The following is a 19,575-nucleotide window of genomic DNA, read 5'->3' on the forward strand; positions in this document are numbered from 1 at the left end:
TCTTTCAATCTGGCTGCTGTCAATGATGCACCCACGGGTACAGCCAGTGCATCCTTAGCAAATGGCACAGAAGATGAGAATTACACCATTAATGTCTCAGATTTACTGTCAGGCTTTAGCGATGTTGATGGCGATAATCTCTCAGTCACCAACTTGACAGCGACTAACGGCACATTAGTCAACAACAATGATGGTACTTACACTTTCGAGCCAAATGCCAACTTCAACGGCACAGTTAACCTCAGCTACAACGTAGTTGATGGTAATGGTGGTACTGTTGCGGCGACTCAATTTTTCAATCTGACTGCTGTGAATGATGCACCCACGGGTACAGCCAGTGCATCCTTAGACAATGCAACAGAAGATACCCCTTACAGCATTAAGGTTTCAGATTTACTCCAAGGCTTTAGCGATGTCGATGGCGATACTCTCTCAGTCGCCAACTTGACAGCGACTAACGGCACATTAGTCAACAACAATGATGGCACTTACACTTTTACCCCAAATGCCAACTTCAACGGCACAGTTAACCTCACCTACAACGTAGTCGATGGTAATGGTGGTAATGTTGCGGCGACTCAATCTTTCAGTCTGACTGCTGTCAATGATGCTCCTGTTGCTACAAATGATGCTGTCACTACTGTTCAAAATACTCCTATTTCAATTAGTGCCGCTACCTTACTCAGCAATGATAGTGATGTAGATGTTACAGATGTCTTAAGTATTATTTCTTTTAGCCAACCTAGCCAAGGAACTTTAGTTAACAACAATGGCACTTACACTTACACTCCTGTTACTGGCTATTTTGGTTCTGATAGCTTCACTTACACCATCACTGATGTATTAGGACTCACCAGCACTGCCACTGTCAACTTAACTATTAATCCTAATTTCAATGTGATTAATGGCACTTCAGGTGCAGACAATTTAACTGGTACTACGCAAAGAGATATGATCTCAGGCCTTCAGGGCAATGATACAATCTCAGGGCTGGATAATAACGATCTCCTTAATGGTGGCGATGGTAATGATAGTCTAGTTGGCGGTGCTGGCAATGATACTTTGTTTGGAGAAGCAGGTAACGATACCCTAGTTGGTGGTACTGGCAATGATAGTCTCGATGGTGGATTAGGCAATGATAATTACACCGTAGACAGCATCAATGATATTGTGACTGAAAGTGTAGATGCAGGTACGGATTTAGTTAATTCCTCTGTAACCTGGACTCTCAGCGCAAATGTAGAAAATTTGACTTTGAGTGGTACTTCAGCAATTAACGGTACAGGTAACAATCTCAATAACTTAATTACGGGAAATACCGGAGCTAATTCCTTAAGTGGAGGAAGTGGTGACGACACCCTAGTTGGTGGTGGTGGTAATGATATCTTAGCTGCTGGTGACGGTAACGATCGCTTAGATGGTGGTTCAGGTAATGACAACTTAGTTGCTGGTGACGGTAACGATACCCTAATTGGCGGTACTGGCAATGATATTCTTGATGGTGGATTAGGCAATGATAACTACACCGTAGATAGTATTAATGATGTTGTGATTGAGGGTGTAGATGTCGGTACGGATTTAGTGAATTCCTCTGTAACCTGGACTTTAAACGCAAATGTAGAAAATCTTACTCTCAGTGGTAGTTCAGCGATTAATGGTACAGGTAACAATCTCAATAACTTGATTACGGGAAATAGCGGGGCTAACACCTTGATTGGGGGAGATGGCAATGATAGCCTAATTGGTGGTGCCGGAAGTGATAGTCTTGATGGTGGATTAGGCAATGATACTTACACCGTAGACAACATCAATGATATCGTGACTGAGGGTGTAGATGCCGGTACAGATTTAGTTAATTCCTCTGTAACCTGGACTCTCAGCGCAAATGTAGAAAATTTGACTTTGAGTGGTAGTTCAGCGATTAACGGTACAGGTAACAATCTCAATAACCTGATTACGGGAAATACCGGAGCTAACTCTTTAAGCGGAGGACTGGGCGATGATAGCCTCAATGGTGGTTCCGGCAATGATACATTGTTAGGTGGCGAAGGTAACGATTTCCTTGATGGTGGTGCCAGTCAGGATAGTCTCATCGGTGGTTTAGGTGACGACACTTACGTTGTCAATATTAGTACTGATGTAATTACCGAAGAATTGGATGCGGGGACAGATTTAGTTAATTCCTCTGTTAGTTGGACTTTGGGTAATAACCTGGAAAACTTAACCCTAACTGGAACTGGTAACAATACTGGTACAGGTAACAATCTCAATAACATCCTCATTGGTAACTCTGGTACTAACACTTTGAGAGGAAATGACGGCAATGATAGCCTTTATGGTAACGATGGCAATGATAGTTTATCTGGTGGTTTAGGTAACGATGTACTAGTGGGTGGATTTGGTCAAGATCAGCTAAGTGGTGGTTCTGGTAATGATAGATTTGTTTTTGAGAGTTTAAGTGAAGGCATTGATACCATTACCGACTTTAGCCGTACAGATGATGTATTAGTGTTGCAAACCCTATTGGTTAATTTGAACTATAGCGGCACTAATCCCATTGCTGATGGTTATGTTAGAGCCGTACAATCTGGGGCAAATACTTTGATTCAAATTGACAGTGATGGTTTGGGTACCAATGCTAGTTTTAGCACGTTAGTTACAATTAACAACTTTACTGCTGGTAACTTTAATCAAAGCAACTTGATTTTTTAGGATTGCTGTAAAAGGCGGGGGAAACCCCGCCTCAATAAGTTATATCAATTCAGCCAATCATTATTTACCAAACACTGTACCTAAGGAACGGGCGATATTTTGCGGTTGCATTGCATCCATTGCGGCTGTGGGTTCATAGCCGCAGTGAACCATGCAATCGGCACATTTGGGATTACCGCTAGCGCGACCGTATTGACTCCAGTCGGTGTCTTCTAGTAATTCTTTAAAGGTGGCGTAATAGCCTTCATTTAATAAATAGCATGGTTTTTGCCAGCCCAGAACGCTGTAACTAGGGCTACCCCAAGGTGTACATTCATAGTCTTTTTCGCCGGTGAGGAAGTCTAGGAATAAGGGGTTGTGATTGAAATTCCAGTTTTTCTTACCAGATTGATGGGGTGCAAGAATTTCTCTAAATAAGGCGTGGGCTTGTTCGCGTTTGAGAAAATGTTCTTGATCTGGTGCCCATTCGTAGCTGTAACCTGGGGAAATCATCATTCCATCAGTATTTAAGGTTTCCAGAAAGTCGAAAAATTTCTGGATTTCTGTGGGGTCAGTATCCTTAAAGATAGTGGTGTTAGTTGTGACTCGAAAACCTTGGGCTTTAGCGGCACGAATGGCTTTGACAGCAATATCAAAAACCCCTTGGCGATCAACACATTGATCGTGTAACTCGCGCATTCCATCTAAATGGACGCTAAATGTTAAGTAAGGGGAAGGTTGGAATTTATGCAGACTTTTTTCTAGTAACAAACCATTGGTACACAAGTAAATATATTTCTTGCGTTCAACTAATCCGCGAACAATCTCATCAATTTGCGGATGTAGTAAGGGTTCGCCTCCCGGAATGGAAACTACTGGTGCGCCGCATTCTTCCACAGCAGCGAAGCACTGTTCTGGGGTGAGGTTTTGCTTGAGGATTTCCGGTGGATGTTGGATTTTACCGCAACCGTTACAGGCAAGGTTACACCGAAATAGCGGTTCTAACATTAATACTAAGGGAAAGCGTTTGCGTCCTTTTAAACGCTGAGTTACCAAATATTTCCCGATATCTATAGCTTGTTGTAAATTAATTGCCATTGACTCTGTTCACTCCTCGATTAAGTAGAAAAACACCACGAAAAGCTCACTCTTCTAAGGGGCATTGGGCATTGGGCATTGGGCATTGGTATTATCGGTGAGGTTTGCCTTAGTTGACATATCCCTTACTTGTAAACCAATCAACAGCATCTTGTAGTGCTGTTTTCAGGGAAGACTGAGGTAAGCCCAATTCTGTGACTGCTTTTGCCGGATTGTAATACATTGGTTGTTGCGCCATGCGTACACCATCTAAGGGGACTGAGGGTGGTTTACCTAAGGGTGCGAGAATTTTTTCATCAATCCAAGCAACGCTCAGGGGTAGCCAACTAGGTACGGCGGTTTGCGGTGCTGTTAAACCTGTAATTTCGGCGAGTTGTTCTAGCAGTTGCTTGAGACTGAGATTTTGATGTCCTAGAATATAGCGATCGCCTTTTTTACCTCGCTGTAAAGCTAGTAAATGTCCCCAGGCTACATCTCGTACATCAATGAAATTCAGTCCTGTATCTACATAAAATGGCATTTGTCGCCGCAAAAATCGCAGAATAATATCACCTGTTGGCGTCGGTTTAATATCCAATGGCCCAATTGGGCTGCTAGGATTGACTACAACGATTTCCTGACCTTTAATAGCTGCTTGCATAGCTACTTGTTCTGCCAGAAATTTGGACTTTTTATAGTGACCAACCAATTTTTCTAAGGGACTCTGATGAGTTTCATCTACGACTTTACCAGATTCCCCGACGCCAATGGCAGCAACGGAGCTAGTATATACTGTGCGTTCAATGCCCGCTTGTTGGGCGGCGGCAAGTACGTTGCGCGTACCTTGGACGTTATGGTGGTAAAGTAGCTGTTTATCTGTCTGCCATAGGGAATAATGGGCGGCGACATGAAATAAATACTGACAACCTTGCATTTTCTCTGCAAGATTGGCATCATTTAAATCGCCCTTGACAAGTTCCACCTTTAACCCTTGCAAGTTTTCTAGGTTGCTGCTATGACGTACCAGGGCTTTGACTGTATATCCTTCTTGCAGCAACAAGCGAACTACATGGGCACCTATAAAACCAGTTCCGCCGGTGACAAAGGCTTGCATCAAGGATTCCACCTCTTTTTAAATCGAGGAAACCAATCATCTAAAATGGCGTAGACTACAGGCACCACAATTAAACTGAGGACTGTCGAACTAACTAAACCGCCAGCAATAGCCACAGCCATAGGCGATCGCAATTCTGAACCCGCACCAAATCCTAAAGCAATGGGAAGCATCCCTAAGATAGTTGAAGCAGTTGTCATCATAATTGGTCTGAGGCGCACTACTCCAGTTTTTAAAATTGCTTCGGTACGCTCTAAGCCAGATTGACGTAGCTGATTGATATAATCTACAAGCAAAATCGCATTTTTATTTGCCAAACCCAGCAAGAAGACAAAACCAATCAGCGAGATCATGCCAAAGTCACTTTTAGTAATGAGTAATGCTAGTAATGCGCCTACTAGTGCTAATGGCAAAGAAACACCAATCACTACCGGATCTACCCAGCTTCTAAACAGCAAAATCAGTACTCCGACAATACACAGTGCTGATAAAACTAGAGTAGTGGCAAAACTACCCACAACTTCACCCAGACGGGCAGAATCTCCTCCCAAATCTAAAGAAACAGTAGGCGGTAACACTGCTTTAGCTGCTGCTACTACTTCATCGGTAGCATCACCTAAGGACAAATCTTTGCCTAAGTTAGCGCTAATATAAGCTACTCGTTGATTATTTAGTCGCTCGATTTGAAAAATTTGGTCGTTGATATTTTTTTCACCTGTTACAGTCACATCAGCAAATCCCGGTAATTTGACTACTCGGTCTTTAATTGCTTTGGCTGTCTGGCTGAGTTCTTGAAGATTATCACCTCTTAATGCCAACTGTAAGGGTTTTTGACCACCAGTATCAACAAATTGAATATCTTCCACACTGGTAGTTACATTGGGAAGACTTGGTAAAGAAGCACGAAATTGCTCTTGTAATTCCGCAGTTGTAATTTTGCGGTCTTCTTTAAGTTTGACGTAAATTGTGCCTTTGTTCGGCTCACCTTCACGAGAACCCACAGTAGTAAATACTGTTTGCACATCTGGCGATTTTCTCACCACCTCTTCTATTTTCTTCGCCACTTGTAGCGAATCTTCTAAAGGATTAGGGATAGATGAAGTATTTCCTCCCCCTTGTCCCCCCAAAACTAACTGCGCTGCTGCATCTACTGCTGAACGAAAAGCATCAGGTACAGTTAAAGGAGTGCTGTAAGTAATATTAAATTCGCCGCGATCGAGTTTGGGAATAAAACCTTTGGGAATCAAAGGTATCAGTGCCATACCGCCAATTAAGCTGAGTAAAGCTAATCCCATAACTATCTTTCTGTGAGTTAAAGACCACCGCAGCAAGTCTCGATAAAATTGGGTAAAACTCAGCCAAATTTTTGCTTCTTGGTGCGGGGAATGGGAAGGTTTAGGTTTTAGCCAGTAGCTAGCCAAAACTGGTGACAAAGTTCGAGCAACTAATGTAGAAGCAATAAAAGCACCGGAAACCGTAATCCCGAATGGCTTAAAAAATTGTCCAACTACCCCACCCATTAAACCTATAGGTAAAAAAACTGCTACTGCTGTAGCAGTGGTGGCGATGACTGTTAATCCAATTTCATTGGTAGCTGAATAAGCGGCTTGGCGAGGACTTTCCCCATCATCAATGTGGCGCATGATGTTTTCTACATCAATAATCGCATCATCGATGACGCTGCCGATAACTAACGCCAAGGCTAACAATGTAATCGTTTCTAAGTTAAAACCAAAAAACGCCATGACGATAAATGTGCCCAACAAAGAGGTGGGAATCGCCAAGGCGGAAATCAGAGTTGCTCGCCAATTCCACAAAAAAGGAAAAATGACGATAATTGACAACACTACAGCTTCAATCAGTGCATTGATTGTTGATTGGGTGGCGTTGTGGATATACTCGGCTTGAGTGGCGGCTAAGGTGAGTTTGACATCCTTGAGAGAAGATTGCAGCTTTTGGACTTCATCTTCCACTCGGCTGACAACTTCTAAAGTATTCGCCGTCCCCTTTTTAATTACCTGAAATGCTAAAGCATCCTTACCGTTAAAGCGAATTAAAGTTGCGCCACCTTCCGGTAAAGCTGCTGTATCAGCTGATAACTGGGTTGGGGAATTACTCGGTTCGCCTAACAATACAACTTTTAACACTCCTGGCAATTTAGCGATCGCTGGCACAATTTTATCTTTTGCCAACTTCGCCAAATCCGTGAGATTCCCGTTAGGACTCTCAATTGCATAACTAATCGCTGAAGACTCATTTAAGTTTAGGGGAATAATCTTATACTTTGCCCCCTCAGTTAAAGTCAAATTCTTGATTGTATTCTCAACTTGGCGCGTCGATGTTTCTAAATTGGTACCGACGACAAAAGATAAACTAACAGCAGTTTGTCCCGGATAAGTAGATGAGCGGATATCCTCAACTCCTTCCAGGGATTTTAACTGCTGTTCCAGTGGTTGGGTAAGTTTTGTCTCAGTATCCAGGGCTGTGGAGATAGGAGCAGTCGCATTTACTACCACCACCGGAAAGGTAATATCTGGAAACAAAGCATACTTGAGGGAACTGAAAGCTAAAAGTCCAGCTACCGTCACAGCAATCCAAAAACTTACCGTCAGCCACGAAAATTCAATGGCCAATTTAGAAATATTGAAGCGTTCTCTTGCAGATTTAGGGCTATTAGGCTTGACCATCTTGGAAAATTATCGTGCGGGTGACACAATTATTCACATGCTACAGTAATCACTTACAGTTTACGAGTTCGGGTAATCCCTAATCAGCAAGATTGCTGAATGTTCTCACCTTGGTATGAATTAATTTTTTATACTAAATGGAAAGTTGAGATATGAAACTTGGCTCTGTTGAACACAAGGAATTATTCTGCCGCAACTTTTTAGATAGCCACTTGGAATATGAGCCGGAAAATTTGCCTTGGCCGAATTTAAATGAAGCAGATTTAGCTCGTTTGCAAGCAATTCCCTTTTGGGAGAAAGCACTAGATATTGAACGGGAAGCCGGCGCAATGGTTAGCAGTTACGCCGCCACTGTTACAGATCCCCTGTTACATGAAGCGATCGCTCTCCAAGGTAGAGAAGAATCGCGCCATGCTAGGCTGATTAAAACCCTAATTGACCGTTATAGTATCAACATGCCGGAACGTCCGCCGGTGGTACTACCCCCCAAGATTGAGCCAGCATTCACCACCTTTGGCTTTGAAGAATGCCTGGATTCTTTCTTTGCCTTTGGGCTATTTGGTATTGCCCGTGACGCCAAAGTCTTTCCAGAAGCACTCTTCACAATTTTCGATCCCATCTTGGACGAAGAAGCAAGGCATATTGTCTTTTTTGTCAACTGGTTTACCTACATTCAGATTAATCGCCGTCAAGGATTTCTCCCTCTGCGGATCGTTAGAACTTTAGGATACTATGGCAAAGCACTGAGTAATTTAATTACCGCCTTTGGCGATTCCGATCCTAGCGGTACGGGTTTTACCGCCACTGGTGCTAGCACTTTCACCGACGACTTGACATTAGAAAAGTTTCTCAGCGTATGCATTCAGGAAAATTACTCGCGCATGAGCAAGTATGACGAGCGCTTACTCAAACCCGAATTAATGCCCAAACTGGCTACTATTGCTTACCGCACTCTGCAGTTAATTCCTAAGAAGCGCCAGCAGTCAAGTATTAAGGAGAAGACAGACAAGATCGTATTTGATTAAAAAATTACTTACAAAAAATAAATTACCCATATTCCGTAGTGCGAGCATCTTGCTCGCTGTTGTTCTAAAGCGAGCGAGACGTTTGTCCTTCGGACACGCTACGCGAACGCACTACAAATTAATTGGGTATTTAAAAAATTGGATGTCCCGAAACCCAACATTTTCGGCGGCTTGTTGGGTTTACACACGGTAAGCTCAACCTACAATTTATCCTTCACTGAACCGTATTGAGCTTTAAGCGATCGCACCCATTCTATCTCAGAAAAATAAGAGAATAGGAACAAAAAGCATTGTCCATTGACAGTGCTTTTTGAGTCTTTGAGACTGATTAACGAGTCTTTGAGACTGATTAACGAGTATCTGAGACTGATTAACGAGTCTTTGAGCCTGATTAATGAGTCTTTGAGCCTGATTAACGAGTCTTTGAGCCTGATTAATGAGTATCTGAGACTGATTAACGAGTCTTTGAGACTGATTAATGAGTATCTGAGACTGATTAACGAGTCTTTGAGACTGATTAACGAGTATCTGAGACTGATTAACGAGTCTTTGAGCCTGATTAACGAGTCTTTGAACCTCATTCTTTAATTTATCAATCTCAAAACTCAAGCTTACCCCATGCCCAATGCCCCATGCCCCATGCCCCATTAATCCTTGTCCCTCAAGGCGCAGAATATCAAGCTGTGTGTCGTGGCTTAAGCCGTGTCACTACCACCAAGCCAAATGTCATTTCGATTCCTGTAGGTATAAAACCATTAACCACATATCTGCATAAATTGCAAGCAGATGGAATATTTAGCAATCATCCACAGCTACAAGTGCTGCTGATGGGTGTGTGTGGTAGTTTATCGCCCAATTACCCAGTGGGAAAGATTGTATTGTATGAAAACTGTATTTATCAGGGAAAAGTGCAAGAGTGCGATCGCACTTTCACAGCACAGATGCGATCGCAATTAAATTCACAGCTTACCTTAGTTAAAGGGCTAACAAGCGATCGCGTAATTTGTTCCGCCGCCGAAAAACGCCAACTTGGTGAAACTCTAGGCGCTGATGTTGTCGATATGGAAGGATTTGCAGCCTTAGAATTTTTCAATTCTCTTGGCGTAGCAGTCACAATATTGCGTGTCGTCAGCGATGATTGTCACCATGATATCCCCGACTTAACATCAGCCATTAGCCCCGATGGTTCCCTGCGCCCGTTACCTTTAGCAATGACATTTATTAAACAGCCGATTGCTGCTATTCGTTTAATTCGTAGTTCTTTACAGGGATTAAAAGTATTAGAAGAAGTCAGCAAAAACATTCTAATTCCTCACTTACCCGAAATAACGCCCACAGGCTAAAGCCTGGGGCTATCGTTACCAAGCCCACCTTTGTGGGCTGGGGAAATTTAGCCCACAAAGGTGGGCTTTGTTCTATTAGCCGCACCCTTGAGGGTGACGGCGTTATTTCGGAATCAGCCAGAAGCACTCAGAGTCTAACTTGTCATCGATAATAATATTTATATATATGTATTGCAGTCGGTGAATAAAAAATGGGAAATACCCTTATGACACCACTTACATTAAATCTCAATTCTGTAATCAAACTAACTTCAGAAGAGTTTTATCAGCTATGTCAAGATAACCCCGATTTGAAGCTAGAACGAAACGCCGCAGGAGAATTAATTATCATGCCACCTACCGGAGGAGAAACAGGAAAACGTAATGTTAATTTAATTCTGCAAGTAGCTCAATGGAACGAACAAAACCAGTTAGGAGAAGTTTTCGATTCTTCCACTGGATTTACTTTACCAAATGGGGCAGATCGTTCTCCTGATGTTTCTTGGATTGAAAAAAGTCGCTGGAATGCTTTAACAAAAGAACAACGAGAAAAATTTATTCCCCTATGCCCCGATTTTGTCATTGAAATACTATCTCCATCAGATAGATTGCAAAAAGTCCAAGAAAAAATGCAAGAGTATTTAGACAATGGCTGTCGTCTCGGTTTATTAATTAATCGCAAAAAGCAAGAATTAGAAATCTATCGTCCCGATTATAAAGTCGAAATTTTACCAGCACCTCAAAGCTTTATCGCCGAAGATGTGTTACCCGGATTTATTTTAAATTTGCAGAAAATTTGGGAATGAAAAAAAGCGATAAAAATCTCCCTCCAAATATCAAACCGAGTCGGATAGCTTGGTAGTCTGTAAAGTCGAATCAGTTGTCAGATTCATTAATGCTAAAACAAAATCAACAGAAGCATTGATCGAATGGATAAATGCTGATGTCTAATCGAATTACATTTACAGCAGTTTTCATGCATTTGAACCACAATCGTAGTAGTAGGGGCACGGCACCAGTAAGATTATTGTATGTACGAGAAAATTGTGGATGTTCCCTACAGTGTGGTCTATTTACCCATAACATTCAGGACAACCAAATAATCGAAATCTATGCCCAATGCCCATAAATACAACAACACCCAAGCTGCGACCTGCTTAGTGATTTCCTCTGCTTTATCATGACATCTGGGGATACAATTCATAATTACATACTCGCCATGTAATTAATGTTTATTTGTATAACCCCCTCTTTACCATATTGAGGAAATATTAGCTTTCGAGTTGGGTGTTGTTGTTTGTTGACGAGACAGACTATGTAACAGCTTGTTTTACCTCTTAACTAACGTGGACTCTATCATCTTGGCTGTTGTATCTGCCAGGGAAGCTCTGTAGCTTCAATCATTAAAATAACATCATTAAATTCTGAGATCTCATACTGAAATTAAACTTTACTACTTTGATAATTCCCACTCATTAATTGCAACGATTGCTTTACATATTTTCTACTTTTCTGTTTGCTAATCGCAGTTGCTGACAAATCAAGCGGCATATCCACATATTCTAGAGGGCATGGCATTGCCATGCCCCTACAGTCGCATTCTTGTTTAAAATTACTCTTAAAATCAAACACAAAAATTTCTCTCCCCTAACCCTAACCCCTAGTAACGTAAATGTTGGGTTTCGTTCCTCAACCCAACCTACATTGAAGTCTAATTTAGGGTTTGAAAACAGTCCCTAGCCCCTAGCCCGTAATTAAGAATTATTTCTCAATATGCTGTGCTGCTGACTTTACTTGACTTACCACTTTGGGAGACAGAGGAATATATCCCAGTTCTAAACTAGATTTTTGTCCTTCAGTCACAGCCCAGTTGACAAAGTTTTGGATTGTTTGGGCTTTGGCTGGATCTGGATATTTTTTATAAGTTAACAACCAGGTATAAGTGACAATGGGGTAAGATTCAGCTGCTATCGGATCGGCTATAAAAGCAATCAAGGTATCGGTGGGTAATTTGACTGCTTCTAAGGTTTTAGCTACTGACTCTGGTGTGGGGATAATGTAATTACCAGATTTATTTTCTAAAGCGGCTACAGGTAATTTGTTATGTGTGGCGTAGACATATTCAACATAGCCAATCGCCCCCACAGTTTGTTGAATTTGGGCGGTAACGCCTTCATTTCCTCTAGCAGCAATTCCCACAGGCCATTGTATAGATCTACCAGCCCCGACTTTATTCTTCCATTCTGGACTAATAGCGCTGAAGTGTTCTGTTAAAACGCTGGTAGTTCCACTACCATCGGTTCTATGGATGACTTGAATGGGGAGATTCGGTAATTGTATCCCTGGATTAGCGCTGGCGATGCGGGGATCGTTCCAATTGGTAATTTTCCCTAAAAATATATCTGTGTAGACTTGGCGTGATAGCTTAAGATTATTGGGTATATTTGGCACATTGTAAGCTAATACGACTGAACTAGCAGTCATCGGTAAAGCGATCGCGCCTCTTTTAATTTTAGCTACTTGTTCGTGGGTAATGCCGATATCACTGCCTGCAAAGTCTACAGTACCATCAATCAATTGTTGGATGCCGACACTGCTACCTAAAGATTGATAGTTAATTTCCACATGAGGATTTACCTGATTGTAGTCTGCAATCCAGCGCTGGTATAAAGGTGCAGGAAAACTTGCGCCAGCACCTATCAAAGAAACAGTATTGACGTTTTTAGAGTTAGCACTACAGGAAGCTAAACTTAATGAGACCGCAATTAAGGGGATAAGAGCAGGCGATCGCTTAAATTGGAGATGAGATAACATGAAAATTTAGAGTTTCAATAATTAATAGTCAATAGTCAATAGTCAATAGTCAAGGGTCAACGGTCAACAGTCAACCGTCAGATGATTATAGTAGTTGATTAAAAGATTTGTGATAGTTTTAGAAACCTCGTCCATTTTGAAACCTGGAGTAGTGCGGGCAGCGTTCGACTGAGCGCTCACGCCGAAGTCTTACCCGCTAAGAAGCCCAGGGAGCAAGATGCTCCCACTACTTTTAAAACTATGGTTCTCAAAATAGATGTGGTTTATGTTACAGCAGTTTTCAGGTCAATAGACCACGCTGTAGGGGCACGGCATCAGTAAAATTATTGTATGTATTAAAAGATTGTCGGTGTTCCCTACGATAGATGTGGTTCAAATAGGTGAAAACTGCTGTAAATTGGTGAGCATTGCCCACCAATTTAAAAACTTGATAATTTTGTCTGGCAAATATCAAGAGGATACGCCACTGACTGGGGTTTTAACTTGACTTTCTGAGGGATTATTCAACTGCTCTAAAATATCCAACACTTGCTGTTCAAAAGCGACTTGGGCGCGATTGGTTTTACCGCCAACAAATAAGCGATCACCTTTTTTTAATGCCCAAATTTGCGAATGAGAAAAGTAACTCATTACTACACCCAACATCAGTAAAGCAAAGCCTGTATAAACAATTGGTATACCTGGATCGGCTTTAATTTGTAAACCTGTACTACCAATGACTTCTAAAATTCTTAATCTCACCCCATTAACTTGGGTAGACATCCCCGCACGGACTGTATCTATTAACTTACCAGTTTCATCGTAAATTAATACCATTCCTTGTAAGTCTTTGGCGATTAAAGAAACGCCTTCACTTAAATCTGGTTTAGTGGGAATCCATGTACCCCAAATTCGCCCTGCACCATTGGTATCTAACTGTGCCATTGGTAATTGAAAAATGGGGCTATTATTAAATCTAATTTTTACCCCGGAAATTCCCCAATCAGTTTGATAGAATGTGACGCCGTGATAACGCAGTGGTTGATTGACGAAAATCTTTTTATGGTCAACTTCTTTTCCCTGGTTATCTAACACAGACATATCAGAATAAAACTGATCGATTCCGCCTGAAGGAGTGTAATCAATCCAAAAGCGATTGACGCGAACAGACCAATCTTTAGGCACTTGCGATAATGCTAAAGGCCCCGCATCGATAATATTTTTTACCTGAAATGTAGAACCACTGGGAACCATTTCTTGAGCCATAAAACCAGTCATTGCACCCCAAATTCCCCCTAAGAGAATGGTGACAATGCCAATATGCACGATAATCGGGCCGATGCGTCCCACGATTCCTTTACGCGCATAAAGAATATCGTCTTTTTCTTGAAAAATTTTATAACGCTGATTTTTTAATATTTGGCTGAGGCTATCTAAAGAACCTGTTTCTAATTCTGCACTCAAAGCTAACTTTTGAAATTGGCGCGGTTCTTCGTAATATTTCCAACGCTGGGCTGCTTTTAATGCGGGAAGTTGGCGGGTAAAAGTACAAGCAGTCAAGCTCGTACCAAATAAGACGAGTATGCCTAAAAACCACCAGGTACGATATACATGGTCTAATCCTACTACCTGGATGACTTTCCAACTCAGGAAACCAAATAAAGCTGGATGTTCGGGGTAATTAGCTTGGTAAAAAGCGGGTGTCTGACCTTGTTCAATGACAGTACCGCTAATACTAAATAAAGCGATAATCAGTAAAAGTGCGATCGCTAAACGTAAATCTGTGAGTACAGGTAAAAACTCTCGCCGCAAGAAGCGACCAGGTAATGACCACCAACTTGTTTGTGTGGTGGGGGAATTGTCTGTTGTCATTACTTAAAAACTTCCTAAGGGAATCCGCGAAATTAACGAAAATACACCAAATCCTACCAATAACACACCGCTAACTGGATTAATCCAACCAGACCAGCGACGCATTTCTAACAGCTTTTTAATTGCAGCAGTAAAAGTACCTGCCAAAATTAAGGGTGCAACATAGCCTGCTGTATAAGCAATGAGTAAAACAGCCCCTAAAATTAAGTCTTGGCTACTTGCCACCCAACCCAGTAAACTAGCTAAAACGGGGGTACTACAAGGTGAGGCGACTAACCCAAAAGTTAAACCCAAGGCGTAAGAACGAATTCCCGGCGGTAAATCCGTCGAAATCCAATTAGTTTCGCCTAAAGAAGGAAATTGCAGGGGTAAAGCTTCTAGTAAATTCAACCCCATGAGAATGGCGATAATACTCACAATAATTGGTAAGCCGACTCCCACTTGTCCGTAAACTTTGCCCACAAAAGCGGCGATAATTCCCAATCCGGCGAGTGTGGTTGCTAATCCCAACGCAAACCAAGTAGATTGGGCTGCGGCTTGTAGACGGCTTTTTGCTTCATAACCGCCGATATAACCAATAGTAATCGGCAGCATCGACAGCATACAGGGCGTGAGGCTGGTAAGTAAACCAGCTAGAAAAATAATGCCAATACTCACCAAGCTGAGGTGTCCAAGTTGATTAGCAACAAGGGCGTTGGCAAATTGTTCGAGTTTGTAAAGTTGGATTTGCAAAGTCTCAAGCATGGGGCATCTTAGGCAGGGAATGCTTACTATGCTTGAATTTTAGCTTACTTTGGCTAGAGGGTGAGGAAGCCGGTGGGTTAATATAGTGGCATGGCTAAAACTCATATATGGCAATCCTATTTGAGATGCAAACAAAAGGGACAAGGAAGACAAGGAGGACAAGGGGGACAAGGAAGATAAGTATTTATAATTCATTTAGGATTGCTATAGATGTAGTAAAACTAGAATAAATCTGCTGAATTTATCAGTATGCCGATATTATTAGATGTAACAGTTGAGCAAGTAATCGCCTTAGTCCAACAATTACCTATAGAAGGAAAGAAAGCAATATTTGAGTTACTGCAAAAAGAATTAGTGGATGGGGATAATCCTTGGCTAAAATTGGCTGGGAAATACAAAGACGATCCCCAATTTGATGAAATGTTAGCTTACATAGAAGCTGAACGAAAAGAACTTGATGCGCAAGAGGAAATTAAGTGAGTTTGTGGATTCTCGATACCGATCATTTTTCGCTTTTACAACGAGGACATCCAGGTATCCGCAAATGTATTAGTCAAGTTAAGGTACAGGAAATTGCTATTACTATTATTTCAGCCGAAGAACAAATTCGCGGAAGACTGAATATCATTAGACGAGCAAGTTCCAATAACGATCTAGTTTTGGCTTACCGACGTTTAAAAGAGTTATTAGATGATTTGCAAACTCTCAATGTTCTAGATTTTACGCCGGAAGCTTCGCTAATTTATGACAATCTAATCCGGCAAAAAATTCGGATTGGAACCAGAGATTTAAGAATAGCGTCTATCGCACTAGCTGTAAAAGGAACTGTCATAACCCGCAATCTACGAGATTTTGAGCAGGTTCCGAATTTGAAACTTGAAGATTGGACTTTAGAAAATTAAAGGCGATCGCCAATTGATTTTGTTTTACCAATCCTCAAAGAATGGAGTGAGCAAGAAAATATTTGATGTCATCAGCCTTGTCACAAATGACAAATGACTAATGACAAATGCCCATTTCAATCATCGCTTAAGGTTTCAATTAACAAATCTACCTGCTGTTGTCGCTGTTGAAGAAAATTCTCGCATTGACGTAAATATTCCACAGCAGTGGAAAACTGAGCAAATACTTGTTCTAATTCCAACTCGCCTGTTTCAATGCGAGTGATGATTGTTTCAATTTCCGCCACTTTCGCTTCATAATTCCCCGCCGTCATTGCTTCAGAATTCTCAGCTTTACTACGTTTAATCATTCTTGTACTTCCGTAACTTTAACTTTAGCTTCGCCCTGCCCTAATTGAATCAATAATTCATCCCCAACAGCTAACTCAGCAACAGAACGAGCGATCGCGCCATTTTCTTGTCTAACTACGGCGTAACCACGCTGTAATACGGCTTTGGGGTCAAGTGTAGCTAATTTTTGCCGCAACAGTTCCAAATGTTGGCTGGATTGCTGCGATCGCCTTTTTGTCGCTTGAATTAATTGCTGACGTTTCCAGGCTAGTTTTTCTACTTCTTGCTTTACTTGTCGATCTAAGCGTAAATGCCTTAACCGATTTTGCAACACTTGTAATTTATTTTGTGCAGTTTCTACAGAGTATTGCATTACCTCCTGTAAAACTGCCACTCGCTGCCGATGTTGAGTATACAATTCTGCTAGAGCGGGGACAACTATCTCGGCTGCGGCTGTCGGGGTGTGGGCGCAGACATCTGCGGCTAAATCAGCTAAAGATTCATCTCGTTGATGACCAATTCCCGTAATTACAGGTATAGAACAATTAGCGAGCGATCGCACTACTCGTTCATCATTAAAGCAAGCTAATTCTTCCACCGCACCGCCGCCCCTAGCTAAAATTATCACCTGGGCACGACCATCTTTTTCTACTCGTTCAATGGCTTTAACTATAGATTCCGGCGCTTGCTCGCCTTGTACTGTTGCGGGTGAAAATAATATATGTAACCCTGGATACCTATGTTTGAGGGTTTTTTGGATATCGCCCCAAGCCGCAGCCGTTGGTGAAGTGACAACAGCGATAGTTTGGGGATGCAAAGGAAGCGATCGCTTTCTTGCGGGATCGAACAATCCTTCAGCCAGCAGGCGATTTTTTAACTGTTGATAGCGTAACGCTTGTAAACCCGCACCAGCCGGGAAAGCTTGCCATACAGATAGCTGATATTCTCCCCTTTGCGGATAAACCCTGAGACTACCTAAAATAATGATTTGCTCCCCTGGAACTGGTATTTGTGCCAATTTCGCCAATTGCCCATTCCAAGCTACACACTTAATTCCCGCCGTACCATCAGGATCTTGCAACGTGAAAAATAAACCACTGCGATGGTGATTAGCACTAGAAACCTCTCCCACCACCCAAACTTGACGCAGGTGTTCATCCTGTTCCAATAGCAAGCGGATGTAGTCAGTTAATCCAGCGACAGATAGGGCAGTCTGAGGAATTACAGAATTGACAAAATCAGAAGTCATCGAAGACGCCTAAAAAGGATACACCAGCAAGAGACTATTCAAATGGTAGCAGGGAGCAGGGAGACAATTGTAGAGACGCGATGAATCGCGTCTTCGCCCAATGCCCCATGCCCAATGCCCAATGCCCAATACCCCATCAACCTATTAAGATGAGAAACATCCGCCTACTGAATACCCGTTATGCCTCTGTCACGGATAGTCACGCTGATTGTTGGTTTGATAGTTATTTTGGGGTTAAGCCTGTGGCTGATTGATTCCCTGTCACGCCTTTACTGGCAGTTGTCGTATTCGCCACTGCTGGGCAATTTGCTGTTGCTGCTGTTGATTGTGCTGATTGCTGGTTTAGTAGCAGCCTTTGTTTATTATGTGATGGTGTTGCAAGCAGGTGAAACGCGATCGCGTCGTCAACGTCCCCGTGTTACACCTGCGCAAATTCCCGCCGCTAAATCTGATGCAGCTTCAACAACTTTAAAAGCTGTGCGTCAACAAGTAGCACAAATTCAAGATGAAGTAGCTAAACAAGCTTTACTCAGCCGCTCGCGGGAAATTGAAGTCAATTTAGCACGGGGGGAAATTCAAGTTGTGATATTTGGTACGGGAAGTGCCGGCAAAACTTCTCTGGTAAATGCCATTATGGGGCGCATGGTAGGCGAGGTAAATGCACCGATGGGTACAACCCAAGTAGGCGAAACCTATTGTCTGCGGTTGAAGGGATTAGAACGGAAAATTTTAATTACCGATACACCAGGGATTTTAGAAGCAGGGGTAGCAGGAACAGAACGGGAACAACTCGCTAGGGCTTTGGCAACGGAAGCCGATTTACTGTTATTTGTGGTGGATAATGATTTACGCCGTTCCGAATATGAACCATTGCGGGGTTTAGCCGAAATTGGTAAGCGATCGCTGTTGATTCTCAACAAAACTGATTTATACACTGACGAAGATAAAGAAGCTATCTTAGCGAGATTGCGTCAACGAGTGCGCGGATTTATTGCGACTAACGATGTCGTTGCGATCGCGGCTAATCCCCAAAGCGCCCAACTAGAAACCGGTGAAATTTACCAACCAGAAGCTGATATTGTCCCCCTGTTGCGGCGGATGGCGGCGATTTTACGCGCTGAAGGTGAAGATTTAGTGGCAGATAATATTCTCTTGCAATCTCTACGCTTAGGAGAAGAAGCCCGCAAACTCATCGACGCTCAACGTCGCCGCCAAGCCGATAAAATTGTCGAAAGGTTTCAGTGGATTGGCGCTGGCGTAGTATCAGTTACGCCTTTACCTGTAGTAGATTTACTAGCAACTGCGGCAGTAAATGCCCAAATGGTCGTAGAAATCGGCAGAATTTATGGTTGCGAATTAAACATGGAACGCGGGCGGGAGTTAGCCTTATCCTTAGCTAAAACCATCGCCAGTTTGGGAATTGTTAAAGGTGCGATTCAATTATTATCGACAGCTTTGCAAACTAATCCGGCTACTTTTATTGTCGGGCGAGCAGTTCAAGGTGTAACAGCCGCCTATTTAACTCGGATTGCGGGGAAAAGTTTTATTGAATATTTCCGTCACGATCAAGATTGGGGTGATGGAGGGATGACAGAAGTTGTTCAGCGACAGTTTCAAATTAATCGCCGGGATGAATTTATCAAGGCTTTTGTCTCTGAAGCGATCGCGCGAGTAGTCAAGCCTTTACAAGGCAATATTGAGGTAGTTAAAGAAGATACAGAAGCCAATAGCTAGTATCGCTACGCGGAAGTTAAAAGTTAAAAGTTAAG

16 protein-coding genes are annotated in these 19,575 nt (G+C 42.3%); 8 read left to right on the top strand and 8 right to left on the bottom strand.

Annotation, left to right across the window (positions count from 1 at the left end; genetic code table 11):
- Positions 1-2,712: cadherin-like domain-containing protein (locus H6G08_RS29500; protein WP_190549596.1), on the top strand; the 2,712-nt coding region annotated here is incomplete at its 5' end.
- 60 nt (positions 2,713-2,772) lie between these two features.
- Here the strand turns inward: H6G08_RS29500 and hpnH are convergent.
- The 3 genes from hpnH to H6G08_RS29515 form a co-directional block, all read right to left on the bottom strand.
- Entirely contained in the window at positions 2,773-3,789 is a 1,017-nt protein-coding gene (gene hpnH, locus H6G08_RS29505) for an adenosyl-hopene transferase HpnH (protein ID WP_190549598.1), read from the bottom strand.
- A 109-nt stretch (positions 3,790-3,898) separates the two neighbouring features.
- Entirely contained in the window at positions 3,899-4,882 is a 984-nt protein-coding gene (gene hpnA / locus H6G08_RS29510; protein WP_190549675.1) for a hopanoid-associated sugar epimerase, read from the bottom strand.
- Positions 4,882-7,569: an efflux RND transporter permease subunit gene (locus tag H6G08_RS29515; protein WP_190549600.1), complete on the bottom strand. Its 2,688-nt coding sequence runs from the start codon at positions 7,567-7,569 to the stop codon at positions 4,882-4,884. Before H6G08_RS29515 ends, hpnA begins: the two co-directional genes overlap by 1 nt.
- Before the next feature lie 152 nt (positions 7,570-7,721).
- Here H6G08_RS29515 and H6G08_RS29520 point away from each other — a divergent pair, with 152 nt between their 5' ends.
- The 3 genes from H6G08_RS29520 (at position 7,722) to H6G08_RS29530 (ending at position 10,722) form a co-directional block, all read left to right on the top strand.
- Entirely contained in the window at positions 7,722-8,594 is an 873-nt protein-coding gene (locus tag H6G08_RS29520; RefSeq protein WP_190549602.1) for a ferritin-like domain-containing protein, read from the top strand.
- A 632-nt stretch (positions 8,595-9,226) separates the two neighbouring features.
- Positions 9,227-9,937, top strand: a complete 711-nt coding sequence (locus H6G08_RS29525; protein WP_190549604.1) for a 5'-methylthioadenosine/S-adenosylhomocysteine nucleosidase family protein — start codon at positions 9,227-9,229, stop codon at positions 9,935-9,937.
- A gap of 206 nt (positions 9,938-10,143) precedes the next feature.
- Entirely contained in the window at positions 10,144-10,722 is a 579-nt protein-coding gene (locus tag H6G08_RS29530) for a Uma2 family endonuclease (protein WP_190549606.1), read from the top strand.
- A gap of 955 nt (positions 10,723-11,677) precedes the next feature.
- Here the strand turns inward: H6G08_RS29530 and pstS are convergent.
- The 3 genes from pstS to H6G08_RS29545 all read right to left on the bottom strand — a co-directional run bounded on the left by pstS (position 11,678) and on the right by H6G08_RS29545 (position 15,325).
- Positions 11,678-12,730 (bottom strand): phosphate ABC transporter substrate-binding protein PstS, encoded by a 1,053-nt coding sequence (gene pstS, locus H6G08_RS29535; RefSeq protein ID WP_190549608.1) that lies wholly within the window; start codon positions 12,728-12,730, stop codon positions 11,678-11,680.
- 450 nt (positions 12,731-13,180) lie between these two features.
- Positions 13,181-14,581, bottom strand: a complete 1,401-nt coding sequence (locus tag H6G08_RS29540) for a cytochrome c biogenesis protein (RefSeq protein WP_190549610.1) — start codon at positions 14,579-14,581, stop codon at positions 13,181-13,183.
- A 3-nt stretch (positions 14,582-14,584) separates the two neighbouring features.
- Positions 14,585-15,325, bottom strand: coding sequence for a cytochrome c biogenesis protein CcdA (locus H6G08_RS29545; protein WP_190549612.1), 741 nt, complete (start codon positions 15,323-15,325; stop codon positions 14,585-14,587).
- A 249-nt stretch (positions 15,326-15,574) separates the two neighbouring features.
- On the opposite strand from H6G08_RS29545, the gene H6G08_RS37785 reads away from it, so the two are divergent.
- Positions 15,575-15,805, top strand: a complete 231-nt coding sequence (locus H6G08_RS37785; RefSeq protein ID WP_242046321.1) for a hypothetical protein — start codon at positions 15,575-15,577, stop codon at positions 15,803-15,805.
- A complete protein-coding gene (locus H6G08_RS29555) occupies positions 15,802-16,227 on the top strand; it encodes a type II toxin-antitoxin system VapC family toxin (RefSeq protein ID WP_190549615.1) in 426 nt (141 codons plus the stop codon). The genes H6G08_RS37785 and H6G08_RS29555 overlap by 4 nt, the downstream gene beginning before the upstream one ends.
- A 116-nt stretch (positions 16,228-16,343) precedes the next feature.
- On the opposite strand, the gene xseB is transcribed toward H6G08_RS29555, so the two are convergent.
- Complete coding sequence (xseB, locus tag H6G08_RS29560; RefSeq protein ID WP_190549617.1) at positions 16,344-16,577, bottom strand: exodeoxyribonuclease VII small subunit; 234 nt, start codon at positions 16,575-16,577, stop codon at positions 16,344-16,346.
- A complete protein-coding gene (xseA, locus tag H6G08_RS29565) occupies positions 16,574-17,806 on the bottom strand; it encodes an exodeoxyribonuclease VII large subunit (RefSeq protein WP_190549619.1) in 1,233 nt (410 codons plus the stop codon). The genes xseB and xseA overlap by 4 nt, the downstream gene beginning before the upstream one ends.
- Positions 17,807-17,913: 107 nt before the next feature.
- Between xseA and H6G08_RS37790 the strand changes: the two genes are divergently transcribed.
- A complete protein-coding gene (locus H6G08_RS37790) occupies positions 17,914-18,060 on the top strand; it encodes a hypothetical protein (RefSeq protein WP_242045622.1) in 147 nt (48 codons plus the stop codon).
- Positions 17,993-19,540, top strand: coding sequence for a YcjF family protein (locus H6G08_RS29570; RefSeq protein ID WP_242046322.1), 1,548 nt, complete (start codon positions 17,993-17,995; stop codon positions 19,538-19,540). The genes H6G08_RS37790 and H6G08_RS29570 overlap by 68 nt, the downstream gene beginning before the upstream one ends.
- The last annotated feature ends 35 nt before the right edge of the window (positions 19,541-19,575 follow it).

The sequence above is a fragment of the Calothrix anomala FACHB-343 genome, assembly GCF_014696435.1.
GTDB lineage: Bacteria > Cyanobacteriota > Cyanobacteriia > Cyanobacteriales > Nostocaceae > Aulosira > Aulosira anomala_A.